25 protein-coding genes and 1 pseudogene are annotated in these 24,702 nt (G+C 66.1%); 25 read left to right on the top strand and 1 reads right to left on the bottom strand.

The features are described 5' to 3' along the window. Positions 1 to 171: 171 nt before the first annotated feature. From P8014_RS11755 to P8014_RS11635, 25 genes and pseudogenes are all read left to right on the top strand, one after another. On the top strand, positions 172 to 1,278 hold the full coding sequence (locus P8014_RS11755; RefSeq protein WP_337817518.1) for a hydrogenase small subunit: 1,107 nt from the start codon (positions 172 to 174) through the stop codon (positions 1,276 to 1,278). Further along, positions 1,275 to 3,071 (top strand): nickel-dependent hydrogenase large subunit, encoded by a 1,797-nt coding sequence (locus P8014_RS11750; protein WP_337817517.1) that lies wholly within the window; start codon positions 1,275 to 1,277, stop codon positions 3,069 to 3,071. Before P8014_RS11755 ends, P8014_RS11750 begins: the two co-directional genes overlap by 4 nt. A gap of 56 nt (positions 3,072 to 3,127) precedes the next feature. Further along, complete coding sequence (gene cybH / locus P8014_RS11745) at positions 3,128 to 3,817, top strand: Ni/Fe-hydrogenase, b-type cytochrome subunit (RefSeq protein WP_337817516.1); 690 nt, start codon at positions 3,128 to 3,130, stop codon at positions 3,815 to 3,817. Positions 3,818 to 3,836: 19 nt separating this feature from the next. After that, complete coding sequence (locus P8014_RS11740; protein WP_337817515.1) at positions 3,837 to 4,472, top strand: HyaD/HybD family hydrogenase maturation endopeptidase; 636 nt, start codon at positions 3,837 to 3,839, stop codon at positions 4,470 to 4,472. 10 nt (positions 4,473 to 4,482) lie between these two features. Then, positions 4,483 to 4,848 carry a HypC/HybG/HupF family hydrogenase formation chaperone gene (hypC, locus tag P8014_RS11735; RefSeq protein WP_337817514.1) on the top strand — a complete coding sequence of 122 codons (366 nt, stop codon included), beginning with the start codon at positions 4,483 to 4,485 and terminating at the stop codon, positions 4,846 to 4,848. Then, on the top strand, positions 4,833 to 5,267 hold the full coding sequence (locus P8014_RS11730) for a hypothetical protein (protein ID WP_337817513.1): 435 nt from the start codon (positions 4,833 to 4,835) through the stop codon (positions 5,265 to 5,267). The genes hypC and P8014_RS11730 overlap by 16 nt, the downstream gene beginning before the upstream one ends. Beyond that, the gene (locus P8014_RS11725) at positions 5,264 to 6,109 is read left to right on the top strand and encodes a hydrogenase expression/formation protein (RefSeq protein ID WP_337817512.1); all 846 of its coding nucleotides are present in this window, start codon (positions 5,264 to 5,266) and stop codon (positions 6,107 to 6,109) included. Before P8014_RS11730 ends, P8014_RS11725 begins: the two co-directional genes overlap by 4 nt. After that, positions 6,106 to 6,336, top strand: a complete 231-nt coding sequence (locus tag P8014_RS11720; RefSeq protein WP_337817511.1) for a rubredoxin — start codon at positions 6,106 to 6,108, stop codon at positions 6,334 to 6,336. Before P8014_RS11725 ends, P8014_RS11720 begins: the two co-directional genes overlap by 4 nt. Continuing rightward, on the top strand, positions 6,336 to 6,815 hold the full coding sequence (gene hybE / locus P8014_RS11715; RefSeq protein ID WP_337817510.1) for a [NiFe]-hydrogenase assembly chaperone HybE: 480 nt from the start codon (positions 6,336 to 6,338) through the stop codon (positions 6,813 to 6,815). Before P8014_RS11720 ends, hybE begins: the two co-directional genes overlap by 1 nt. Next, entirely contained in the window at positions 6,812 to 7,960 is a 1,149-nt protein-coding gene (locus P8014_RS11710; RefSeq protein WP_337817509.1) for a nickel-dependent hydrogenase large subunit, read from the top strand. Before hybE ends, P8014_RS11710 begins: the two co-directional genes overlap by 4 nt. Next, positions 7,953 to 8,294 (top strand): hydrogenase maturation nickel metallochaperone HypA, encoded by a 342-nt coding sequence (hypA, locus tag P8014_RS11705; RefSeq protein WP_337817508.1) that lies wholly within the window; start codon positions 7,953 to 7,955, stop codon positions 8,292 to 8,294. The genes P8014_RS11710 and hypA overlap by 8 nt, the downstream gene beginning before the upstream one ends. 1 nt (position 8,295) lies before the next feature. Beyond that, positions 8,296 to 9,192 carry a hydrogenase nickel incorporation protein HypB gene (hypB, locus tag P8014_RS11700; protein WP_337817507.1) on the top strand — a complete coding sequence of 299 codons (897 nt, stop codon included), beginning with the start codon at positions 8,296 to 8,298 and terminating at the stop codon, positions 9,190 to 9,192. After that, positions 9,192 to 10,661, top strand: a complete 1,470-nt coding sequence (locus tag P8014_RS11695; protein WP_337817506.1) for a sigma-54 dependent transcriptional regulator — start codon at positions 9,192 to 9,194, stop codon at positions 10,659 to 10,661. The genes hypB and P8014_RS11695 overlap by 1 nt, the downstream gene beginning before the upstream one ends. Before the next feature lie 17 nt (positions 10,662 to 10,678). After that, on the top strand, positions 10,679 to 11,737 hold the full coding sequence (locus tag P8014_RS11690) for a HoxN/HupN/NixA family nickel/cobalt transporter (RefSeq protein WP_337817505.1): 1,059 nt from the start codon (positions 10,679 to 10,681) through the stop codon (positions 11,735 to 11,737). Between the two features lie 23 nt (positions 11,738 to 11,760). Next, complete coding sequence (locus P8014_RS11685) at positions 11,761 to 11,997, top strand: HypC/HybG/HupF family hydrogenase formation chaperone (RefSeq protein ID WP_337817504.1); 237 nt, start codon at positions 11,761 to 11,763, stop codon at positions 11,995 to 11,997. An 18-nt stretch (positions 11,998 to 12,015) separates the two neighbouring features. Continuing rightward, a complete protein-coding gene (gene hypD / locus P8014_RS11680; RefSeq protein ID WP_337817503.1) occupies positions 12,016 to 13,116 on the top strand; it encodes a hydrogenase formation protein HypD in 1,101 nt (366 codons plus the stop codon). Positions 13,117 to 13,123: 7 nt separating this feature from the next. Beyond that, entirely contained in the window at positions 13,124 to 15,376 is a 2,253-nt protein-coding gene (gene hypF, locus P8014_RS11675) for a carbamoyltransferase HypF (RefSeq protein ID WP_337817502.1), read from the top strand. Positions 15,377 to 15,459: 83 nt separating this feature from the next. Further along, a complete protein-coding gene (hypE, locus tag P8014_RS11670) occupies positions 15,460 to 16,467 on the top strand; it encodes a hydrogenase expression/formation protein HypE (RefSeq protein WP_337817501.1) in 1,008 nt (335 codons plus the stop codon). Between the two features lie 28 nt (positions 16,468 to 16,495). Further along, positions 16,496 to 17,755: an MFS transporter gene (locus P8014_RS11665; RefSeq protein ID WP_337817500.1), complete on the top strand. Its 1,260-nt coding sequence runs from the start codon at positions 16,496 to 16,498 to the stop codon at positions 17,753 to 17,755. 241 nt (positions 17,756 to 17,996) lie between these two features. After that, positions 17,997 to 18,479: a HyaD/HybD family hydrogenase maturation endopeptidase gene (locus P8014_RS11660; RefSeq protein ID WP_337817499.1), complete on the top strand. Its 483-nt coding sequence runs from the start codon at positions 17,997 to 17,999 to the stop codon at positions 18,477 to 18,479. After that, positions 18,469 to 18,894 carry a hydrogenase expression/formation C-terminal domain-containing protein gene (locus P8014_RS11655; RefSeq protein ID WP_337817498.1) on the top strand — a complete coding sequence of 142 codons (426 nt, stop codon included), beginning with the start codon at positions 18,469 to 18,471 and terminating at the stop codon, positions 18,892 to 18,894. The genes P8014_RS11660 and P8014_RS11655 overlap by 11 nt, the downstream gene beginning before the upstream one ends. Positions 18,895 to 18,915: 21 nt before the next feature. After that, positions 18,916 to 19,989, top strand: coding sequence for a hydrogenase small subunit (locus tag P8014_RS11650; protein WP_337817497.1), 1,074 nt, complete (start codon positions 18,916 to 18,918; stop codon positions 19,987 to 19,989). Beyond that, positions 19,989 to 20,642: a nitrate reductase gene (locus P8014_RS11645; RefSeq protein WP_337817496.1), complete on the top strand. Its 654-nt coding sequence runs from the start codon at positions 19,989 to 19,991 to the stop codon at positions 20,640 to 20,642. Before P8014_RS11650 ends, P8014_RS11645 begins: the two co-directional genes overlap by 1 nt. After that, entirely contained in the window at positions 20,639 to 22,000 is a 1,362-nt protein-coding gene (locus P8014_RS11640) for a (Fe-S)-binding protein (RefSeq protein WP_337817495.1), read from the top strand. Before P8014_RS11645 ends, P8014_RS11640 begins: the two co-directional genes overlap by 4 nt. 1 nt (position 22,001) lies before the next feature. Then, positions 22,002 to 23,569: pseudogene (locus P8014_RS11635) on the top strand (nickel-dependent hydrogenase large subunit). A 47-nt stretch (positions 23,570 to 23,616) separates the two neighbouring features. Here P8014_RS11635 and P8014_RS11630 read toward each other — a convergent pair. Beyond that, on the bottom strand, positions 23,617 to 24,696 hold the full coding sequence (locus P8014_RS11630) for a chemotaxis response regulator protein-glutamate methylesterase (protein WP_337817494.1): 1,080 nt from the start codon (positions 24,694 to 24,696) through the stop codon (positions 23,617 to 23,619). Between the last annotated feature and the right edge of the window lie 6 nt (positions 24,697 to 24,702).

Below are 24,702 nucleotides of genomic sequence, written 5' to 3'. Positions count from 1 at the left end.
TAGCCAGTTACCGGTATCTAGCCTATCCGCTTGATGTCAAAACGATTACTGATCCTGGCCTGATTTCTGCTCTTGCCCTCCCCCAAGGACGTCGGCCCCGGGCCGCGCCTGTACCAACAAGCCACATACGCCCACGCCCATCTGCCATGGGCGGCGCCGAGGGAGGAGTGCATGGCAATCGAAACCTTTTACGACGTGATGCGTCGCCAGGGCATCAGCCGCCGCAGTTTCCTGAAGTTCTGCAGCCTGACCGCCACCTCGCTGGGGCTCAGCCCCGCCTTCGTGCCCAAGATCGCCTGGGCCATGGAAAACAAGCCACGCACGCCCGTACTCTGGCTGCACGGCCTGGAATGCACCTGCTGCTCCGAGTCGTTCATCCGTTCGGGGCACCCGCTGGCCAAGGACGTCATCCTGTCGATGATCTCGCTGGACTACGACGACACGCTGATGGCCGCCGCCGGTCACCAGGCCGAAGCCTGCCTGCAGGAGACCATCGACAAGTACAAGGGCAACTACATCCTCGCGGTGGAAGGCAACCCGCCGCTCAACGAGGACGGCATGTACTGCATCATCGGCGGACAGCCTTTCGTCGACAAGTTGCGCTACGCCGCCCAGCACGCCAAGCACATCATCGCCTGGGGCGCCTGCGCCTCCTGGGGCTGCGTGCAGGCCGCGCGTCCCAATCCGACCCGAGCCACTCCCGTGCACAAGGTGATCACCGACAAGCCGGTGATCAAGGTGCCGGGCTGCCCGCCCATCGCCGAGGTCATGACCGGCGTCATCACCTACATGCTCACCTTCGGCCACCCGCCCGAACTCGACCGCCAGGGCCGGCCGAAGATGTTCTACGGCCAGCGCATCCACGACAAATGCTACCGCCGCCCGCACTTCGACGCCGGCGAATTCGTCGAATCCTGGGACGACCAGGCCGCGCGCGAGGGCTACTGCCTCTACAAGATGGGCTGCAAGGGCCCGACCACGTACAACGCCTGCTCCACCGTACGCTGGAACGGCGACACCTCCTTCCCCATCCAGTCCGGCCACGGCTGCATCGGCTGCTCCGAAGACGGTTTCTGGGACAAGGGTTCGTTCTACGACCGCCTGACCAACGTCAACGGCTTCGGCATCGAGGCCAACGCCGATCAGATCGGCGGCGTGGCCGCGGGCACCGTCGGCGCGGCTGCAGCAGCGCACGCCGCGGTCACCGCCGTAGTCCGCGCGCGCCGCAATTCCGCCGCGAAGAAGCAGGAAGAACAGCACGGAGATAAGAGCGAATGAGCGTCACCAAGACTCCCAACGGCTACACCCTGAACGACGGCGGGCGCCGCGTCGTCGTCGACCCGGTCACCCGCATCGAAGGACACATGCGCTGCGAGGTGAACGTCGACAACGACAACGTCATCCGCAACGCCGTTTCCACCGGCACCATGTGGCGCGGCCTCGAGGTCATCCTGCGCGGCCGCGACCCGCGCGACGCCTGGGCCTTCACCGAGAGGATATGCGGCGTGTGCACCGGCACGCACGCGCTCACCTCGGTGCGTGCGGTGGAGGACGCACTCAAGATCAAGATTCCCGAGAACGCCAACTCCATCCGCAACATCATGCAGCTGATGCTGCAGGTGCATGACCATCTGGTGCACTTCTACCACCTGCATGCGCTGGACTGGGTGGACGTGATCAGCGCGCTCAAGGCCGATCCCAAGGCGACTTCTGCGCTGGCGCAGAGTCTGTCGCCCTGGCCCAACTCCTCGCCGGGCTATTTCCGCGACGTGCAGAACCGTCTCAAGCGTTTCGTGGAAAGCGGCCAGCTCGGGCTGTTCAACAAGGGCTACTGGGGCAGCCCCGCCTACAAGCTGCCGCCCGAAGGCAACCTGATGGCGGTGACGCATTACCTGGAAGCGCTCGACTTCCAGCGCGAAATCGTCAAGATCCACACCGTTTACGGCGGCAAGAACCCGCATCCGAACTGGCTGGTCGGCGGTGTGCCCTGCGCCATCAACATGGACCAAACCATGGCCGCCGGCGCGCCGGTCAACATGGTGCGCCTGAACCAGGTCTCCGACATCATCAACCGCAGCATCGACTTCATCGATCAGGTCTACCTGCCCGACATCCGCGCCGTGGCCCTGTACTACAAGGACTGGCTGTACGGCGGCGGCCTCTCGGGCCAGAGCGTGCTCGCCTACGGCGACATTCCGGACAACGCCAACGACTATTCGCCGGACAACCTGATGATGCCCCACGGCGCGATCATCAACGGCGACCTCAAGCGCGTTTACGACGTCGACCTGCGCGACCCGAACCAGATCCAGGAATTCGTCGATCACTCCTGGTACAAGTATCCGCAGCCCAACGAGGGCCTGCATCCCTGGGACGGCATCACCGACCCCGACTACGTGCTCGGCCCCAACACCAAAGGCACACGCACCAACATCCAGCAGATCGACGAAGGTGCCAAGTACTCCTGGATCAAAGCGCCGCGCTGGAAGGGCCATGCCATGGAAGTCGGCCCTCTGGCGCGCCACGTGATCGGCTACGCCAAGAACATGCCCGAATTCAAGGAACCGGTGGACAAGTTCCTCAGCGACACCGGGCTGCCCTTCCAGGCGCTGTTCTCCACCCTCGGGCGCACGGCAGCGCGCGCCATCGAAGCCTCCTGGGCGGCGCAGAAGATGCGCTACTTCCAGGACAAGCTGGTAGCCAACCTCAAGGCCGGCGACTCCGCCACCGCCAACGTCGAGTACTGGGATCCGTCCAGCTGGCCCAAGGAAGCCAAGGGCGTCGGCTTCTCCGAAGCGCCGCGCGGCGCGCTGGGCCACTGGATCAAGATCCGCGACACCAAGATCGACAGCTACCAGGCGGTCGTGCCGACGACCTGGAACGGCTCTCCACGGGACGTCCAGGGCAACATCGGCGCCTTCGAGGCATCGCTCATGAACACGCCGATGGCCAACCCCGAGCAGCCGGTCGAAATCCTGCGCACGCTGCACAGCTTCGACCCCTGTCTGGCCTGCTCGACCCACGTAATGTCGCCCGAAGGCGAGGAACTCACGCAGGTCAAGGTGCGCTGATACCCACGAGGCAGGCCCGGGGCGCGCCGCGCTCCGGGCAGGAGGAGAGACATCACATGAGCGAATCCGCAACCCAGAAGCCGGTCTACGTCTACCAGGCGCCGCTGCGGCTGTGGCACTGGATCAACGCCGGCGCGATCACCGTGCTGGCGATCACCGGCTACCTGATCGGCAGCCCGCCGCCCTCGCTGTCCGGCGAGGCCAGCCAGCACTTTCTGATGGGCGATATCCGTTTCATCCACTTCACCGCCGCCTATATCTTCACCGTCGGCTTCCTCGGCCGCATCTACTGGGCCATCGTCGGAAATCACTACGCACGCGAACTGTTCGCGCCGCCGCTGTTCAGCCGCAAGTGGTGGGGCGGCCTGTTCTTCGAGCTGCGCTGGTATCTGTTCCTGGAGAAGGAACCGCGCACCTTCGTCGGCCACAACCCGCTCGCCCAGCTGTTCATGTTCCTCATGTTCGTGCTCGGCAGCCTGTTCATGATCTGCACCGGCTTCGCGCTGTACGCCGAGGGGCTGGGCAAGAACAGCTGGGCCGAGGCGATATTCGGCTGGGTCGTACCGCTGTTCGGCGGCAATCCGCAGACCGTGCACACATGGCATCACCTCGGCATGTGGTTCATCGTCTGCTTCGTAATCGTGCACATCTACGTCGCCGTTCGCGAAGACGTCGTCTCGCGCCAGACCATGGTCAGTACCATGATCAACGGCTGGCGCCTGTTCAAGGACAAGCGTGCGGGCTGAGCCCGCAGGGAGACGCAACATGGACGTCACCGACCACGAACCGCTGCGCGTGCTGCTGCTGGGCATCGGCAACGTACTGTGGGCCGACGAGGGCTTCGGCGTACGCACCGTCGAACACCTCCACCGGCACTACCGCTTTCCCGCCAACGTGCGCCTGCTCGACGGCGGCACGCAGGGACTCTACCTGCTCGAACACGTGCAGGACGCCGACCTGATGATCGTCTTCGACGCCATCGACTACGGCCTGCCGGGCGGCACGCTGAAGGTGATTCGCGACGCGGACGTGCCGCGCTTCATGGGGGCGAAGAAGATGAGCCTGCACCAGGCCGGTTTCGAGGAAGTGCTCAGCGTCGCCGAACTCACCGGGCGATTGCCCCCTCACCTGACGCTGATCGGCGTGCAGCCGGTCGAGCTTGAGGACTACGGCGGCAGCCTGCGCCCGGCGGTCAAGGCGCAGATCGAACCGGCCATACGCCGGGCGCTGGACTGCCTGGAAGCGTTCGGCATCGCTTTCGACGAGCGCGTGGAGCCGTTGCCGGCGGACGCCGGCCTGACCGGCCGCGAACTCGACATCGAAAGCTATGAAGCGAGCCGTCCCGACGCCGAACAGGCCTTCCGGCACGGCGATATCCGCTTTCTCTGCCCCGGCAGCTGAGGAGTCCGACATGTGCATCGGCATTCCCCTGCAGATCGCCGCCGTCGACGCCGACGGCACGACCTGGTGCCTGCGCGACGGCGCGCGCACCGCGGTCGACACCGACCTGGTCGGCCCGCAGCCGGTCGGAACCTGGCTGTTGGTCTTTCTCGACTCGGCGCGCGAAGTACTGGACGAGACGCGTGCCCGCGACATTTCGCAGGCGCTGGACGGACTGGCCGCCGCAATCGCCGGCGAGGAATTCGAACACTTCTTCCGCGACCTCATCGACCGCGAACCCCAGCTTCCGCCCCACCTGCGCCCGACCCAGCCGCCGGCCCCGTCCGACACCGACACCCTCATCCTGGAGAATCCGAGCCCATGGGCATGCAACTGATAGAACGGCTTACCGACACCCTCGGCTACGCCCTGCTCGACGCGGACAACTTCGAGCAGTTCGTCGCACACACACCGCAGTGCGTGCTGTTCTTCACCGAGAACCCGGCGAGCTTCCCCGAAAGCAGCGACGTCGCCGTGATCCTGCCCGAGATCGTGCGCCTGTTCGGCGACCGCCTGACGCCGGCAGTGGTGTCGCGCGGCCACGAGCGCGAAGTCAGCAAGCGCTACGGCGTGCGCGAATGGCCCACGCTGGTATTCCTGCGCCACGGCGAATACCTGGGCGCCATCGCCCGCGTGCAGGACTGGAACGACTACGTGCAGCAGATCCGGGACATTCTCGCCGGCGAAACGCGCCGACCACCGACCGTCGGCATCCCCGTCGTCGCCCAGGCCCAACTTCAGGAGACGCATCCATGAAACCCCTGAACATCCCCATCGTCGCCCTTGGACCCGGCAGCCAGACCGGCTCGGACGACGAGGAACTCATCTATCCCGACCTGCCCAAGGAGATGAACACCTATCTGCCCCCACCGCTTCCCGAACCGGAAGAACTGGCGCGCGCACCGCAGGCACTCGAGACCCTGCAACGGATATTCGAGCATCTGGAGAATTCGCGCACGGACACCACCGCGCGATTCATCGACGTCTCCGGCCTGGACGGCCCTCAGCGCGAATTGCTCAACCAGGTGCTCGGTGAAGGCGAGGTCAGTATCCGCCTGCACGGCGAGGACGAGTGGCTGATTCAGGAATCCGTGTTCGCCGGCGTCTGGCGCGTCAGCCATCCGGCATCCAAGCTGGACCGCATCGAGATCGGCAGCATCCCCACCGCCGTGCTGGAACATGGTCTGGTTGGCGCTGCGCCCGCGCTTGCCGTGCCCGATCAGGCGCCGCCCGATGGCGTGATCAACGCCCGCATGCTACTGGTCGAACTGGCCGGCAAGCAGGCGACCTATCGCTCCGGTGCACAGCCCCACGTCATCAATCTCAGCCTGCTGCCGCACACCGCCGAGGATCTCGGTTACCTGGAGACCACGCTGGGCCAGGGCCACACCGTGATCCTGTCGCGCGGCTACGGCAACTGCCGTATAACCGCCACCGGCGTTGCTCATATATGGTGGGTCCAGTACTTCAACTCCGTCGACGCCCTGATTCTCAACACACTGGAAGTCGTCGACGTGCCGTCGGCCGCGCTGGCCGCCCGAGAGGATCTGGAGGACACTGCCGTACGCCTGCGCGAGGTTCTGGAGGCCATGCAATGAGTGCCGCGATGAAGACTTTCGAGGGCTCCTTCCTGGGTGACGGCAGCAAGATCACCGACGACACCCTCATGGAGTGCAAGATCTGCTGGTACGTCTACGACCCGACGGACGGCGATCCCGTGTGGCAGATCCCTCAGGGCACGCCGTTCGCGCAACTGCCGGACCATTGGCGCTGCCCCGAATGCGACGGCAGCAAGGAACAGTTCATGGTTCTTTCGCAGACCTGATGTCCTCCCCGATCCCCGCCACCGTCCGCCTCGAGGAAGCATTCCGTCGCATCGAGAGCGACCGCATGCAGGGCATGGCTCTGCTCAACCCCGCCCTGCGCGTCGAAGCGGTCGGCTTCCAGGCACACGGCGACGGCTGGCTCGGCGTGCTCATCACGCCCTGGTTCATCAATCTGGTCATGTTGCCGCGCGACGCATCGCAATGGGGTGAACTCGCCCCCGCCCGCGCAACGACCGAGAGCTTTCCGCTAGGCGAGTTCGAATTCCTGGTCGGTCGCGACGAAACCCTCGGCGCCTACAAGAGCTGCACCCTGTTCTCCCCGGCTCTGGAATTCACCGATCAGGAGGCCGCCCGCAACGCCGCACTCGCGGCGCTGGAGGTCCTATATGCACAGCCCATTCCGGCCGAACCGCCCGCAGCCGAAACAGTCAGCCGCCGTGCCTTCCTGCGCGGAGAATTCCGCCGACAGCCGACATGAGCGTCGGCTCCGTCATCGAACCGGGTGGTCGTCTGCACCTCGCCCTTGCCCATTCGAATGGACGCATCGCGCAGGTCGACATCACCTCGAGCCGTCCCGTCGATGCCGCCCGTGTGCTCATAGGACGCACCCCGCGCGAAGCAGTGCGCCTGGTGCCGCTGTTGTTCAGCCTGTGCAGCGGCGCGCAGCGCATTGCTGCCCTCATCGCCTGCGAGCGCGCCCAGGATCTGGAGCCGACGCTCGCCGAACAGGCCGCTCGGGATTTCTCCCTGCAGCTGGAAACCATCCGCGAACACGCGCTGCGGATTCTCCTGGACTGGCCGGTCGCGCTGGGCATCGAGCCCGACCGCGACACCGCGGCACAACTGCTCGCCCAGCAGCGGCTGATTGCCAATAGCCTCACCCACGACCGGAGCGCCACCCACGACTCGACGCGACAACTGACCGCTTTGATCCGCGAGGCCGTACTGGGAGAAGGCTGGGAGGAAGTCACCGGAACCGGCACTTTCGGCTTGCGTCCCCACACCATGCTGCAGCGCTTGTTGCACACACTGTTCACCAACGACTGGCAGACTCTCGGCGCCGGTTGCTCCACCCGCCACCTGGAGAGCTTCAGCGACAGGGCTTGGCAGGCACGCCTTACGCATGCGGCCAGCGGCTATGCACAGCGGCCCGAAATAGACGGCCAGGCGCGAGAAACCACCCCGTATGCCCGCCAGTCCGACACGCCACTGATCAAAGCCGCCTTCCGCCGCTGGGGCGATGGTCTGGCGACACGGCTGCTCGCATTGGCCGGCGAGTTGAATTCAACCCTGCCGAAGCTGCAGGATTACCTGGAGCAAGCAGGTTCCGCCACGCCGGGGGAACCGCTCGACGACGATGCGGCAGCGGGCGACGGCATCGGCGTGGTGGAAGCCGCAAGGGGAAAACTGATGCATCGCATCACACTGTCGCAGGGACGGATTCAGGATTACGACATCGTCGCGCCAACGGAGTGGAACTTCCATCCGCGCGGCATCGCGGTGCAGGCCCTCGCGCAACTGACCTTTCGTTCGGAGGCCTCCTGCGCGGCCCAGGCGCGCGCGCTGATCTGCGCTATCGATCCGTGTGTGGCTTATGATCTGGATATCCGACGACATGCATGAAATGTCATTGTGCGAAGGCATCGTGCAGGTACTGGAACAGGAGGCCGAGCGCCAGTCGTTCCGCAAGGTCAACCGCGTACGCCTGGAGATCGGAGCGCTGGCCGGCGTGGAAATGTCCGCCTTGCGCTTCGGCTTCGACGTGGTCACGCGTGGCACACTCGCCGAGGGCGCCGCGCTGGAAATCATCGAACAACCTGCCACCGCCTGGTGCCTGATGTGCATGCGGCCGGTGACGATTCAGCAGCGTTACGACCCCTGCCCCGAGTGCGGCGCCTACCAATTGCAAGTCACCGAGGGCGAAGATTTGAAAATCAAGGATTTGGAGGTGGAATGACATGTGCACTGTATGCGGATGCGGCGAAGGCGAGACCACGCTGGAAGGCGGTACCCACTCCCACGAGCACGGGCCTGAGCACCACCACGACCATAGCCACGGACACGAACACGGCCACGACGGCGATGGGCACCTGCACTACGGCCAGGGACCCGCGCACGCCCATGCCCCCGGCCTCAGCCAATCGCGCATGGTGCAGATCGAGCGCGACATCCTGAGCAAGAACGCCGAATACGCCGAGGCCAACCGCGCGCGTTTCGCCGCACAGGGCACGCTGGCCCTGAATCTGGTCTCCAGCCCCGGCTCGGGCAAGACCACGCTGCTGGTGGAAACGCTCAAGCGCCTGCAGGACCGTTTCCCGCTGGGCGTGATCGAAGGCGACCAACAGACCAGCAACGACGCGGACCGCATCCGCGCCACCGGTGCCCCGGCCATTCAAGTCAATACCGGCAAGGGCTGCCACCTCGACGCGCACATGGTCGGCCACGCACTCGACCACCTGGGCTCGGCGGCGCAGGGCGTACTGTTCATCGAGAACGTCGGCAACCTGGTGTGCCCTGCGGGCTTCGACCTGGGAGAGGCGCACAAGGTGGTGATCCTGTCGGCCACCGAAGGCGAGGACAAGCCGCTCAAGTACCCGGACATGTTCCACGCCGCCGATCTGATGCTGCTGAACAAGACCGACCTGCTGCCCTACGTCGACTTCAATGTCGACAAGTGCATCGAATACGTACGCCGCATCAACCCCGACATCAGCATCATCCAGCTCTCGGCACGCAGCGGCGAGGGGGTGGACGACTGGCTGGCCTGGATCGAGGCCGAGCGCGCCGGCGCGCTGCGCGGGCGGCTGGCCACGCTTGAAGCGGAAATGGCCGCGCTCAAGGCCGAACTCGCCTGATGCACGCCGCACCCGATCCGCGTCCGCGCGTGCTCGTCGTCGACGACGAGCCGCGCTCGGTCGAGACCATCGCCAGGGTGCTGGACGAGGAATTCGAGGTACTGCCCGCGAACGACGCCGAGCAGGCCATGTTGATCATGGAAACTCAGCCCGTGCAGGTCGTACTGGCCGATCAGCGCATGCCGCAGACCACCGGCATCGAACTGCTCATGCGCCTGCGCGAACAGTGGCCGGAGGTGGTGCGCATCATCATTTCCGGCTTCACCGATGCGGCCGACATCATCGCCGGCGTCAACGAGGCGGGCATCTACCACTACATCACCAAGCCCTGGCATCCCGACGCGCTGCTGCTCACCGTGCGCAATGCCGCACGGCTGCACGGTCTGCAACACGAGAACGCGCGTCTCGCCCAGGAACTGCGCCTGAGTTCCGTCGATCTGGCGCGCCAGGCCGACGCCCGCCGCGAGGAGCTGCGTCGGCGCTTCCGTTTCGACGAAATCGTGCGCGGTGCCGGCAGCCCGCTGAACCTCGCCATCGAACAGGTCGAGCGCATGGCGCCGTTCGACGTCTCAGTGCTCATCACCGGCGAGTCAGGCACCGGCAAGGAGCTGTTCGCCCGCGCCCTGCATTACAACAGCCATCGCGCCGAACGCCCCTTCGTGGTCGAGAACTGCGGCGCCATCCCCAACGAGTTGCTCGAATCGGAGTTGTTCGGCCACACCCGCGGCGCCTACACCGGCGCGGTCGCCGACCACAGCGGACTGTTCGAAGAGGCCGACGGCGGCACGCTGTTTCTCGACGAGATCGGCGAAATCAGTCCGGAGTTTCAGGTCAAACTGCTGCGCGTGCTGCAGAGTGGCGAATTCCGCCCGGTCGGCAGCAACCGACAGCGCCATACCGACGTGCGCATCGTCGCCGCCACCAACCGCGACCTCGAACAGGAGGTGCGCGCCGGGCGCTTTCGCGCGGACCTGTACTACCGTATCGCAGAGATGAGCCTGCATCTTCCGCCCCTGCGCGAGCGTGCCATGGACATAGAACCGCTGGTCACCCATCTGGTCGACCGCCAGTCGAATGCACTGGGCAAGACCAGGCGTTACGTCTTCGATGCCGATACCCTCGTCTGCCTGCGCGAATACACCTGGCCGGGCAACGTGCGCGAACTCAACAACGTTCTTAAACAGATGCTGGTACTGTCCTCGGACGCGCGCCTCGGTCCCGAGCTACTGCCGCCACGCGTGTTGCAAGGCACGCCCTGCGGCGACATCACGATCGCCGACGCGGTCGACGAACTCCCAGGCGCCACGCTCAAGGAACGCGTGGAAAACCTCGAAGCCGCGATCCTGCGCGAGACGCTGCTGCGCCACCGCTGGAACAAGAGCCGCGCCGCAGAAGAACTCGGCTTGTCTCGCGTCGGCCTGCGCAGCAAACTCGACCGCTACGGCCTGGAACACAAACTCGATAGTTGAACGTCAAGGATGAAGCGATGAACTACCTGAACCATGCATTGCAGGGCATTCCACGCCGGCCGCTGGCCGTTTTACTGCTCACGCTGGCCGGCTTCAACCTGTTGTCATGGATAGGCGCTTTCGGCCTAGCCTCGATCCAACCCAGCATTCTCGGACTAGCCGGTCTGGCCTGGGTCTTCGGTGCACGCCACGCCTTCGACGTCGATCACATCGCCGCCATCGACAACGTCACCCGCAAGTTGCGCCAGGAGGGCAAGCAGCCCGTGGCGGTCGGCTTCTTCTTCGCCCTGGGCCACTCCACGATCGTCATCGCCCTGTCGGCCGTCGTCGCCCTCGGCGCGCGCGGCATGAAGGCCCAGTTCGGCGAATTCTCCGACTTCGGCGGCATTTTCGGCACCAGTGTATCGGCCACGTTTCTCACGCTGATCGGCCTGATCAACCTGGTGGTTCTGTGGCAGCTGGTCAAGGCCTGGCGAGACCACCGCCGCGGCCGCGACACCCGCGCGCTGCGCGAAGAGGACATCAACGCCCTGCTGGACCAGCGCGGTTTCTTCGCCAACATCTTCCGCTTCCTGTTCCGCCGCGTCAGCCGCAGCTGGCACATGTATCCGCTCGGCGTGCTGTTCGGTCTCGGCTTCGACACCGCCACCGAAATCGCCATCCTAGGCATCTCCGCCACCCTCGCCACCACCTCGGACTTCCCGCTCTGGGGCATCATGATCTTTCCCTTCCTGTTCACCGCCGGCATGACGCTGATGGACTCGCTGGACGGGCTGGTGATGCTGCGCGCCTATCACTGGGCGCTGTCGGATGCCGTGCGGCGGCTGTATTTCAACACCATCATCACCGCCATGGCGGTAGGCACCGCCCTGGTCATCGGCACGCTGGAATGGCTACAGTTGCTCGGCCCGCGCCTGGGCGCCGACGGGCCGTTCTGGAGCTGGCTGGATGGCCTGGATTTCGGCACCATCGGCGTAGCCGTGGTCCTGCTCATGCTCGCCACCTGGGCACTGGCCATCGTCTACTACCGCCTGCGCGTCGCGCCCGGCGCTGCACTCGCCGAACAAGGCGACTGAGTTCACTTGGCAGGAGATCGATCATGTGTCTCGGCATTCCCATGCAAATCGTCGAAATCGACGGCTACAACGCGCGCTGCGAAGCCAAGGGCGTGGAACGCGAAGTCAGCCTGTTCATGCTGCAGGACGATACCGTGGCAGTCGGCGACCACGTCATGGTGCACGTCGGCTATGCCCTGCAGAAACTCTCCCCCCAGGAGGCCCAATCGACCTGGGAACTGCTCGACCAGATCGTCGACAGCCAGGAAGCCCTGAGCTGACGCAGGAGGATTACGCCCATGAGCCAAACCTCGGCCAAAACGTGGCTCGCCCTCATCCGCGAGCTTGAGCTGCCGCGCCCGGTCAAGCTGATGAACGTGTGCGGCGGCCACGAGCGCAGCATCACCTTCTCGGGCATTCGCGGCGCGCTGCCACCCGACATCGAGATCATCCCCGGCCCCGGCTGCCCGGTCTGCATCTGCCCCGAGGAGGATCTGCATGAAGCCATCCGCCTGAGCCTGGAAGAGGACATCGTGCTGGTCGCCTTCGGCGACATGCTGCGCGTGCCCGCCAACGTGCCCAAGAACGAGCCGCGCTCGCTGGAGCAGGCCCGCGCCGCGGGTGCCGACATCCGCCCCATCGCCTCGCCGCAGGAAGCCGTGGCGATCGCCCGCGCCGACCCCGACAAGCCGGTGGTGTTCTTCGTCGCCGGCTTCGAGACCACCACCGCTCCGGTCGCCGCGATGCTGGCCGAAGGCGTGCCGGACAACCTGCTGATCCTGCTCGCCGCCCGCCTCACCTGGCCCGCGGTCGCCATGTTGCTGGACTCGGGCGAGGCGGCCTTCGACGCCCTCATCGCCCCCGGCCACGTCGCCACCGTCATGGGGCCGGAGGAATGGTCGTTCGTGGTGGACAAGCACCGCATGCCCGCCGCGGTCGCCGGCTTCACGCCGGAGAGCCTGCTCGCGGCCACCTATTCCGTATTGCGTCAGACCATCGAGGGCAAGCCCTTTCTCGACAACTGCTACCCGGAGCTGGTACGCCCCGGCGGCAACGCCACCGCCAAGCGCTGGCTGTCCGAGGTGATGGAAGTCGTACCGGCCAACTGGCGCGGCATCGGCGTCATTGCCGACTCCGGCTTCGCCCTGCGCCCGGCCTGGCAGCATCTGGATGCCCGCGGCGTCTTCCCCGCCCCGGTGGAGGAACGCCGCCGCGCCGGCCAGATGCCGCCGGGCTGCGACTGCGCCGGCGTGGTGCTGGGCAAGATCTATCCCGACCAGTGCCGCCTCTACGGCCGCGCCTGCACGCCGCGCAACCCCATCGGGCCGTGCATGGTGTCCGACGAAGGCGCCTGCCGCATCTGGTGGTCGTCCGGCCTGCGCGAACCGCGCGTTGCCTGAGCCCGCCATGGCGGCCGTCAGACTGCTGGTCGGCGGACGCGTACAAGGGGTCGGCTTCCGCCCCTTCGTCTACCGCCTGGCGCACCGCCATGGCCTGAACGGCTTCGTACGAAATGGATCGGGGGTGGTGGAAATCGAGGCCAGCGGTCCGAACGAGGCGCTCGAGACATTTACCGCGGCGGTTATCGCCGAGGCTCCCGCGATCGCCCGCCCGCAGCTACTCGAACACACCACGCGACCGGTTGGCGTGGACGATGCGCAGAACTTCCGTATCCTGCCCAGCAGTGCCGGCGATGCCCCCCGCAACCATGTTCCACCGGACTACTTCACCTGCCCGGACTGCCTGGCCGAACTCGCCGATCCGGCCAATCGCCGCTTCCGCTATCCCTTCATCAACTGCACCCAGTGCGGTCCGCGCTACACGCTGATCCGCACCCTGCCCTATGACCGGCCGAACACCACCATGGGGGATTTTCCGCTGTGTCCGGACTGTCTCGCGGAATACGAAAATCCGCTGGACCGGCGCTTCCACGCCGAACCGGTCGCCTGCCCCGTGTGCGGCCCCCGACTCGGCTTCGTTGCAGCCGGCAGGCGCGTGGACGGCAACGATGCAGCGCTCGCGGCAGCCGTCTCAGCTCTGCGTCACGGAGCGATCGTTGCGGTCAAGGGTGTGGGCGGCTACCACCTGCTGTGCGACGCGCGCAACGAGGATTCGGTCAGGCGCCTGCGCGCGCGCAAGCCACGCCCGCACAAGCCGCTGGCCGTGCTGTTCGCCGAAGACATGCGCGATCTGCGCGCCGCTGCGGACCCCGCCCCTGCTCACGAGGAACACCTGCGTTCGCCGGAGCGCCCGATCGTCCTCGTGCCGCTGCGCGAGGGGCACGGTCTGGCTCCATCCGTCGCTCCCGGTCTGGCGGAAATCGGCGCGCTGTTGCCCTACAGTCCATTGCACCATCTGCTGTGCGCGGATTTCGGCGCCCCCCTGATCGCGACCTCCGCCAATCCCAGCGGCGAACCCGTGCTCACCGACACCGCAGAAGCCGAAGCCCGCCTGACCGACGTGGCGGATGCATGGCTGCATCACGACCGCCGTATCGAACGCCCTGCCGACGATTCCGTACTGCGCGTCATCACCGGCCGAGCCAGATCGCTGCGCCTGGGCCGCGGGCTGGCTCCGCTCGAACTCGATCTGCCGCAGCGCCTCGAACGGCCGGTACTGGCGGTCGGCGGACACATGAAGAACACCGTCGCCCTGGCCTGGGAGAATCGGGTCGTCGTCTCGCCGCATCTGGGCGAACTCGACAGTCCGCGCAGCCGCGACCTGTTCACACGCACCATCGACGACCTGCAGCGCCTGTACGGCGTGACGGCCGAAATTCTGGTGTGCGACGCGCACCCCGACTACGCCGGCAGCCGCTGGGCGGCGGAACAGGGGCTGCCACTGCGCAGGGTATGGCACCACCACGCACACGCATCGGCCGTCGCGGGCGAATTCCCCGGCCCCGAGCACTGGTTGGCCTTCGCCTGGGATGGTGTGGGTCTTGGCCCGGACGGTACGCTGTGGGGCGGCGAAACCCTTTGCGGCGCTCCCGGCCGCTGGCAACGCGTAGGGCGCCTGCGCCCATTCCGCCTGCCCGGCGGCAACCGGGCCGGACGCGAGCCCTGGCGCAGTGCGGCCGCGCTGTGCTGGGAAGCGGGGCTGGAATGGCCGTGGAAGGACGATGAGATCGCCCCGGATGTCGCCTCGCTCACACGCCAGGCCTGGGAAGCGGACCTCAACTGCCATACCAGTACCGCTGCCGGGCGCGTCTTCGATGCTGTCGCCGCCCTGCTCGGCCTCGCGCGGCAGAGCAGCTTCGAGGGTCAGGGGCCGATGTATCTCGAAGCGCTGGCCGACGATGCCCCCGCCGACGCCCTGGAACTGCCGCTGGCATACGACGAAGACGGCTTGTGGACGACGGACTGGGCACCGCTGCTGGAGATGCTCCGCGACGCGCACCATTGCCCGGCGCGGCGCGCAGCCTGCGTCCACGAGAGTCTGGCCCTGGCAATGCTGTGGCAAGCCCGGGCATTGCGCGAACGATATGTCATCGAGGCGATCGCGCTGTGCGGTGGCGTATTCCAGAACCGCCGACTCGCCGAACGCACGCTGGAGCTACTGACCGCCGACGGCTTCGCTGTCCACCTGGGGGAAAAAATTCCCAGCAACGACGCAGGGCTAAGCTTCGGACAGGTCATCGAACACCTGGCGACACGCTAGAAACGATCTGAAAGTCGAAACACAAAAGAAAACAAAACAATTAGTTACATAAATATCTCAATAACTGATCAAAGGACATTAACATGCAGGACACCCACGTCTCGCTCGCCCATGGCAACGGCGGACGCTACATGCGCGAACTGATCGAGGAGTTATTCGCGCGCCACTTGGCCAATCCGCGCCTCGACGTTGGCGCGGACGCCGTGCACGTGCCGCTGCCGGCCGGCGACGTCATGGTGACCACGGACGGCTTCACCGTACAGCCGCTGGAGTTTCCCGGCGGCGACATTGGCGCCTTGGCCGTGCACGGTACTGTCAACGATCTGGCCGTCTCCGGCGCCCGTCCCCAATACCTGACGCTTAACGTCTTCGTCGAGGAGGGCTTCGAGATCGCCGCGCTGGATCGCATCGTCGCCAGCCTCGCTCGCGCGGCACAGGAAGCCGGCGTGGCGGTGGCCGCAGGCGACACCAAGGTACTGCGCCGTGGCGAGGGCGGCGGCCTCTATCTGGCGACCACCGGCGTCGGCGTACGCAAGCCAGGCATGCGCCTGGGCATGGGAGAGATCCGCCCGGGCGATCGGCTGCTGGTCAGCGGCCCGGTAGGCGACCACGGCGTGGCGGTCATGCTGGCGCGCGAACAGTTCGGCCTGCGCGGCGAACTGCGCTCGGATGCCGCCACCGTGCTGCCGCTGACCGAAGCCCTGCTCGGTCTCGACGGGCTGCGCTTCATGCGCGATCCGACCCGCGGCGGCCTCGCGACCGTGGCGAACGAGATCGTCCGGGCAACCGGCTACGGAGTGCGGCTCGAGGAAGAGAGCCTGCCTGTGCGCGACACGGTACGCTCGGTCTGCGAAATCCTGGGCTACGATCCGCTCTACCTCGCCTGCGAGGGCCGCGTGGTTGCGGCGCTATCTCCCGAAGCCGCCGAGCAGGCGCTGGCGGCATGGCGCTCCCTGCCGTCCGGCGAAGATGCGGCCATCATCGGAACAGTGGCCGATGGGACGAACCCTCGCGTCGTGTTGCACACGAACCTGGGCGGAGAACGTATACTGGAAGAGCTTGAGGACGACCCCTTGCCGCGCATTTGTTGAGGCGCGGCCTCACTCCCGCCCCTCCCGAATGACCGACGACATTGCAACGTCCGCCCCCGCTTCGCCGTGGGCCTATCCCGCTTTCGTGCGTTTCTGGGGTGCCCGGCTGGCCGCAGGCCTGGGTTTCCAGATGCTGTCCGTGGCGGTGGGCTGGCAGGTTTACGCCCTGACCGGCCGCGCTTTCGATCTCGGCCTGGTCGGTCTGGTGCAGTTCGTTCCGGCGCTGCTGCTGGCGCTTCCGGCCGGCCATATCGCCGACCAGTTCGACCGGCGGCGCGTGGTCGCGCTGTGTCAGGCCCTGGAACTGCTGGCGATCGTCCTGCTTGCGCTGGGCGGTGTCGCCGGATGGCTGGACGAGCGCGTGATTCTGGCGCTGGTGTTCCTGATCGGCGTCGGCCGGGCGCTGGCTTTTCCGGCCCGCAAGGCGATGCTGCCGGGGCTGGTCCCCGAGTCGGTGCTGCCCAGGGCTACGGCGGTGAACGCCAGCGCGTTTCAGCTGGCCATGATCACCGGGCCGGCGCTCGGCGGTTTTCTCTACGTCGCCGGACCCGATGCCGTCTATGCGGCAGCGGCCCTGCTGTATCTGGTCGCAGTCGTGCTGCTGGCCGCGGTGCGCTACGATCACACCCCGCCGCGACGAGAACCGGCGACGCTGCAGACGCTGTTCGCCGGCATCGCCTTCATCCGTGCACGCCCGGTCGTGCTGGGCGTCATCTCCCTGGACCTGTTCGCGGTACTGCTGGGCGGAGCGACCGCGCTGCTGCCGATCTTCGCCCGCGACATTCTGCATACCGGACCGTGGGGACTGGGGCTGCTGCGGGCGGCGCCGGCGGTCGGCGCGCTGGCGATATCGCTCTGGCTGTCGCGCCATGGCCTGCAGCGGCGCGTGGGCGCGATCATGTTCGCCTCGGTCGCCGGCTTCGGCGTGGGCACGCTGCTGTTCGCGCTGTCCAGCGCTCTGTGGCTGTCGCTGGCGGCCCTGGCCGCGCTGGGCGCCTTCGACATGGTCAGCGTGGTGATCCGCGGCGCACTGCTGCAGCTGGAAACGCCCGACCCCATGCGCGGGCGGGTCAGCGCGGTCAACGCCGTCTTCATCAACACCTCCAACCAGCTCGGCGAATTCGAGTCGGGCCTGCTGGCTGCCTGGGTCGGCGCAGTGCCGGCGATCGTGATCGGCGGGCTCGGCACGCTGGCCGTCGTCGGGCTATGGATGCTGTTGTTCCCCGAGCTGCGCCGGCGCCAGCGGCTGGAACCCGACCCCACGGAAGCGGCCACGCAAACCGCATGAACCCGCTGCGCTGCAGTGCGGGGAACGGTTGCCCCTTGTCGCCGCCGACGGGTCGCGCGCGACACTGATCCAGGTCAAGCGGACCGAAACTTCGCCTCGCCGCCGCGGCCCCCCGCTGTATTCTTGCGCTCATTGGTGCTATGAATCTGTGTGAATCGGCATAAGGCGCAATCCGGCACCCCGCCACCAAACGTCGGTGCCGGCCTCAAGAATTCATACAAAGCCAGGGGGCCTGTCCGCTATGAGCCATACCCTCGTGCTCGGTCTTGGCAACACCTTGCTCGGCGACGAAGGCGTCGGCATATACGCCGTGCAGCGCGTCGAGCAGGCGTTGGCCGGAGCCGGGAACGTGCGCTGCCTCGACGGCGGAACGCTCAGTTTCACCCTCGCCGGCCCGATCGAGGACAGCAACAGACTCATCGTCATCGACGCAGCCGAACTGCGCGACGCTCCCGGCAGCGTGCAGGTCTTCGAGGGCGAGGAGATGGACCGCTACGTCGGGACCGGTGGTAAACGCAGCGTGCACGAGGTCAGCCTGGCGGACCTGCTGGCCATCGCCTGCCTCGCCGGCCGCCTGCCTGAGCAGCGTGTTCTGATCGGCATTCAACCCGAGTTCGTCGAGTGGGCCGACGCGCCTACGCCGGCCGGTATGCGCGGCATCGGAGCCGCCTGCACGCTGGCTCTTGAGCTGATTCGCCGCTGGGAACAGCCCGATGCCGCTTGAGGACATTGCCGTCAGCGTCTACGACCCGCGACTCGACAACTCGCCCACGCCCAACGTCCAGGCTCTGCTGAACGAAATCGCCACCCATCTCGTGGCCCTGCTCGAGGACGGAGAAGGCAGTTCTATCGACCTGCGCGGGCTGCCGCTGATGCCCGGCGAGCGCGAGGCGCTGCGCAATGCGCTGGGACGGGGCGAAATCAGCGCCCGCGTCGAGACTCTGGGCGAGGCCGAAATCCACGAAACCGCGTTTCCCGGTGTGTGGTGGAGCCAGCACCGCGACGAAAGCGGTGACACCGTGGCCGAACTCATCGAGATATGCCTGCAGCCGGCGATGCTCACCAGTCATCCGGCGGACGTCGGCAACGGCCTCGAACGCCTGCACAGACTCATCGATTCCGACACCACCACCGTCTGACACCGAAGCAGAGGATCCGTGATGGCCGAACACGACGAATACACGATCGGACAACACCTGCAGAGCCAAGGCATCAGCCGACGCGCTTTCCTCAAGTTCTGCACCGCCATGGCTTCCGCGCTGGCGCTGCCGCCCAGCGCGGCGCTGGCCATGGCCAGCGAGCTGCCCGGCAAGCGGCGGCCGTCGGTGATCTACATGTCCTACCAGGAATGCACCGGCTGCCTCGAATCGCTGACCCGCTCGTTCTCGCCGACGCTCGAGAACCTGATGTTCAACGTCATGTCGCTGGACTATGACGACACCCTGCAGGCCGCCGCCGGCTTCCAGGCCGAGCAGGCGCGCGAAGCGGCGATGAAGGCGAACTGGGGCAAGTACCTGATGATCGTCGACGGCGCCATTCCCAACGCCAACAACGGCTACTGCACCGCGGCCGGCAAATCCGCCCTGGATTCGATTCGGGAAACCGCCAAGGGCGCCGCCGCGGTGGTCGCCGTCGGCACCTGCGCCGCCTTCGGCGGCCTGCCGATCGCGAACCCCAACCCAACCGGGGCCACCATGGTCAGCGACATCGTCACCGACAAGCCGGTGATCAACGTGCCCGGCTGCCCACCGATCCCCGCCGTCATCACCGGCACGCTGGCGCATTTTCTCACCTTCGGCAAGCTGCCCGAACTCGATCAGCTCAAGCGGCCGATCGCCTTCTACGGCAACACCATCCACGACCGCTGCTATCGCCGGCCGTTCTACGACCAGGGCAAGTTCGCCAAGACCTTCGACGACGAGGGCGCGCGCAACGGCTGGTGTCTGTACGAACTCGGCTGCAAGGGACCGACCACCTACAACGCCTGCGCCACGGTGAAATGGAACGGCGGCACCAGCTTCCCCATCCAGTCCGGCCACGGCTGCTTCGGCTGCTCCGAACCGGGCTTCTGGGACCGTGGCGACCTCTACAAGCCGCTGTCCGCCGGACTCTGGCATGGAAACATGGCCGCCGAACTGGGCACCGCAGCCGTGGCCGGCATCGCCATCGGCGGCGCCGCGGCCATGGCCGCCCGCCATCGCCAGGACGCTCACCAGAAGAAGGAGACCAAGTGATGGATCTACTCACCTTCGCCCGCGGCCCCGCGCTGCAATGGTCGCTGATCATCTTCGCCGTCGGCATGCTCTGGCGCCTGACGGGCATCCTGTTGCTGCGCCGCAAACCCGACCACAGCGAGCCACGCCACACCGGAACCTGGCGCGGCGCGCTGAAACTCATCGCCACCCGGTCCGTGCCCAAGCGCGAGTTCTGGGCCACCACCGCCTTCGGCCAGATCATCGGCTACGTGTTTCACATCGGCCTGGTCATCGTCATCTTCGGCTTCGTGCCGCACATCCTGTTCATCCGCAGCTTGACCGGACTCGACTGGCCCGGCCTGCCGAACAGCCTGATCTACCTGAGCGGGGCGATCACCGTCGCCGCCCTGATCGCGGTTCTCATCCGCCGCGTGAGCAACCCGGTGCTGCGCATGCTGTCGAATTTCGACGACTACTTCAGCTGGCTCGTGACCACCGCTCCGGTCGTCACCGGCCTGCTGGCCGTGGCTCATCTGGGCGCGCGCTATGAGACCCTGCTCGCGATCCACATCCTCAGCATCTGCCTGCTGCTGATCTGGATGCCGTTCGGCAAGCTGTTCCACACCGTCATGATCTTCGTCTCCCGCGGCACCACCGGCGCCCTGTTCGCACGCAAAGGAGCCAGCACATGAGCGAGGCCACGCTTCCCCCCCTGGACACCGAGAGCCCGCGGCTCAGCGTCGAGAAGCCCGGACAGCGCTACGACGTGCAGGGCGACATCCCCGATCCGGAGCGCATCGACATCGCCATGCGCAGCTTCGTGCGCGACTTCGGCGCCGTCGCCGCGACCTACATGGAATCCTGCATTCACTGCGGCATGTGCGCCGAAGCCTGCCACTTCTACGTGCAGACCGGCGATCCCAAATACACGCCGATCTGGAAGATCGAGCCCTTCAAGCAGGCCTACAAGCGCGAGGTCGGCCCCTTCGCGCCGTTCATGCGTGCGCTCAACCTCAAGCGCAAGGTCACCGTCGAAGAACTCGAGGAATGGCAGGAGCTGCTGTACGACTCCTGCACCATGTGCGGGCGTTGCACCATGATCTGTCCCATGGGCATCGACATCGCATCGCTGGTCGGCCTCGCCCGCCACGGCATGCACAAGGCCGGGCTGGTGCCGCACGAGCTGTGGGCCGTAGCCGAACGCGCCGAGCGCGAGGGCAGCCCGCTGGGCGCTACCGCGCAGGTGTTCGAGGACCGCGTCGAGTGGATGGGCGACGAACACGACGTCGACATGCACATGAACCTCGACGAAGCCGAGGTGCTGGTGACAATGTCCTCCATCGAGATCCAGAAATACCCCGAATCGATGGCGGCCGTGGCCAAGGTACTCAATCACATGGGCCTGAGCTGGACCTTCCGCACTGATGGCTACGAAGCCACCAACTTCGGCCTGCTGTCGGGCAACGCGGACTGGCAGAAGGACATGAGCATGAAGCTCATTGAAGCGGCCATCGCGTGCAAGGCCAAGATCCTGCTGCTGCCCGAATGCGGCCACGCCTACAGCGCCATGCGCTGGGCCGGCGCCAACCTCTACGGCAAGCCGCTACCCTTCAAGGTGCGTCACATCTCGGAGTTCCTCGGCGAACACGTCGCCGACGGCAGCATCCGCGTGAAGAAGGGACTCGGCACCAGCGTCACCTTCCACGATCCCTGCCAGATAGTGCGGCGTGGAGGGGCGATCGAAGCGCCGCGCATCGTGCTCGAAGCCCTGGGCGCGGAGATTCACGAGATGGAGGAAAACCGCGGCATGAACTGGTGTTGCGGCGGAGGAGGCGGCGTCATCACCATCCATCGAGCCGACGCGCTGCGCTACAAGGCGTTTCAGATCAAGATGCAGCAGGTCGAAAAGACCGGCGCGGACATGCTGGTCACGAGCTGCTCCAACTGCCGTCAAACCTTCGACGACGGACAGGCGCACTTCCACTGGGACAAGACCGCGCACAGCCTGCTGGAAGCCGTGGCGGACAACTTAATCGACGAGGAGAGCTGACGTGGCGCAACAAACCGTCGTGGTAGACCCCATCACCCGCATCGAGGGACACCTGCGCATCGAGGCCGAAACCGACGACAGCGGCCTGATCACCCGCGCCTCCAGCAGCGGCACCATGGTGCGCGGGATCGAAATCATCCTGCGCGGGCGCGACCCGCGCGAAGCCTGGGCCTTCGCCCAGCGCATCTGCGGCGTATGCACGCTGGTGCACGGTATCGCCTCTGTGCGTTCGGTGGAGAATGCCCTCGCCTACCCGATCCCGCACAACGCCGAGCTGATCCGCAATCTCATGATCGCCGCTCAGTTCGTGCACGATCACGTCATGCATTTCTACCATCTGCACGCGCTGGACTGGGTGGACGTGGTCTCCGCGCTCAAGGCCGATCCACGCAAGACTGCCGAACTCGCGCAGTCGCTGAGCAGCTACGCGATGTCCTCGCCCGGGCACTTCGCCGACGTGCAGAAAAAGGTCAAAGGACTGGTCGAATCGGGCCAGTTGGGCATCTTCGCCAACGGATACTGGGGCCACCCGGCCTACAAACTTCCGCCCGAAGCCAACCTCATGGCCGTCGCCCACTACCTCGACGCACTCGCCTGGCAACGCGAAGTGGTCAAACTGCACACCATCTTCGGCGGCAAGAACCCGCACCCCAACTTCGTCGTCGGCGGCGTGCCCTGCGCCATCAGCGTGGACGCTCAGGCCACTGGCGCCACCGCTGGTGCGACCGCCGTCAACATGGTCGGCCTGGCCGAGGTCGCCAACGTCATCGAACGCATGCAGCAGTTCGTCGACCAGGTCTATCTACCCGACACGCTGGCCATCGCCGGTTTCTACAAGGACTGGGCCACGCGCGGCGAAGGCATCGGCAACTTCATGACCTACGGCGAGTTCCCGTCCAAGAGCATCAACGATCCGAGCCCCCCCCGCCCTACGAACACCTGGACGTCGATGCGAGCTACTCCTGGCTGAAGTCGCCGCGCTGGAAGGGCAAACCGGTCGAGGTCGGCCCACTGGCACGCGTGCTGATGCTCTACGCCAGCGGCAACGAAGCCACCCGTGGCCTGGTCGACGGCGCCTTGCGCACGCTCGACCTGCCGGTGCAGGGCCTGTACTCCACCTTGGGGCGTACCGCCGCGCGCACGCTGGAATCCAAGCTCATCGTCGACCAGATGCGTGGCTGGTACGACCAGCTCATCGCCAACATCAAGGCCGGCGACCTGCGCACCTTCAACGAAGCCAAATGGGACCCGACATCCTGGCCGTCCACGGCCAAGGGCGTCGGCTTCATGGAAGCGCCGCGCGGCGCGCTGGGTCACTGGATCGTGATCAAGGATGGCCTCATCGACAACTACCAGGCGGTGGTTCCAAGCACCTGGAACGCCGGCCCGCGCGACGTCGGCGGCCTGGACGGCCCCTACGAAGCGGCGCTCAAGGGCACTCAGATGTCCGATACTCAGCAGCCACTGGAGATCCTGCGCACGATCCACAGCTTCGACCCCTGCATCGCCTGCGCGGTGCACCTGGTCGACGATGATGGCGAGGAAATGATGGCGGTGAAGGTGCGGTGAACGCGTGTCGCGGACCCACCGTCCGCGACTTTTCGCCAAGCCTTCGCTTATCCTTTGAAGGATGTGCCCTGCATGATGGCTCCGGGGATTTCGTACAGCGGCAGAGAATGGTCGACCCCGCCGAGTTTCACCGCCTCTTTCGGCATGCCGTAGACCACGCAGGTACGTTCGCTTTCGGCCAGCGTCTTCGCCCCGGCCTCATGCATCTCCTTGAGGCCGCGCGCACCGTCGTCCCCCATCCCCGTCATGATGATGCCGAGTGCGTTCCGGCCCGCCGCCTTGGACACGGACCGAAACAGCACATCCACCGACGGACGATGCCGGCTGACCGGCGGCCCGTCGACGACATCGACCCGGTATTGGGCCCCGCTGCGCTTTAGCAGCATGTGGCGTCCGCCCGGCGCGATCAGAACCCGCCCCGGAATCACACGGTCTCCATTGGCGGCCTCGCGCACTTCCATTTCACATATACCGTCCAGGCGTTTCGCGAACGCCGCGGTGAATTTCTCCGGCATGTGCTGGACCACGACGATACCGGGACAGACCCGGGGCAACGCCGTCAGCACGACTTCCAGCGCCTGGGTTCCACCGGTAGAGGTGCCGATCGCCACCACGGTATCCGTGGTTTGGGCCATGGCGGTGGCGCCCGCCGCCAACACCGCGTCGGCCGATAGCTTGGCCGGCACCTTGGGGGCAGCAGTCGCTGTCGCAGCCAGACGCATATGATTGGCGCGGGCAGCGGCCTTGACCGCGCTGACAAGATCATCCGAGGCATCGTGCAGATACTGTTTCAGCCCCATCTTGGGTTTGGCGACGATGCTGACAGCACCGGCGGCAAGCGCCTGCATCGTGGTTTCCGCGCCCTTTTCGGTCAAGGTGGAACAAATCACCACCGGCGTGGGATGCTCGGCCATGATTTTACGCAGGAAGGTGATGCCGTCCATGCGCGGCATCTCCACGTCGAGGACGATCACGTCCGGCCACTGCCGGGCCATCCGTTCCATGGCGAACAGAGGGTCCGCCGCCGCCCCGATGACATCGATGCCGGCATCGCCGCCGAGCGTGGCGGATAGAACCTGCCGCACCACGGCAGAGTCATCGACAATCATAACTTTGATTTTGGACATAGCGAT

Origin of the sequence: Acidihalobacter sp. (genome assembly GCF_037381185.1) — a bacterium.
In the GTDB taxonomy this organism is placed as follows: domain Bacteria; phylum Pseudomonadota; class Gammaproteobacteria; order DSM-5130; family Acidihalobacteraceae; genus Acidihalobacter_A.
Note: the sequence above shows the minus strand (reverse complement) of the source record. Positions and strands in the feature narration are given on the sequence as shown.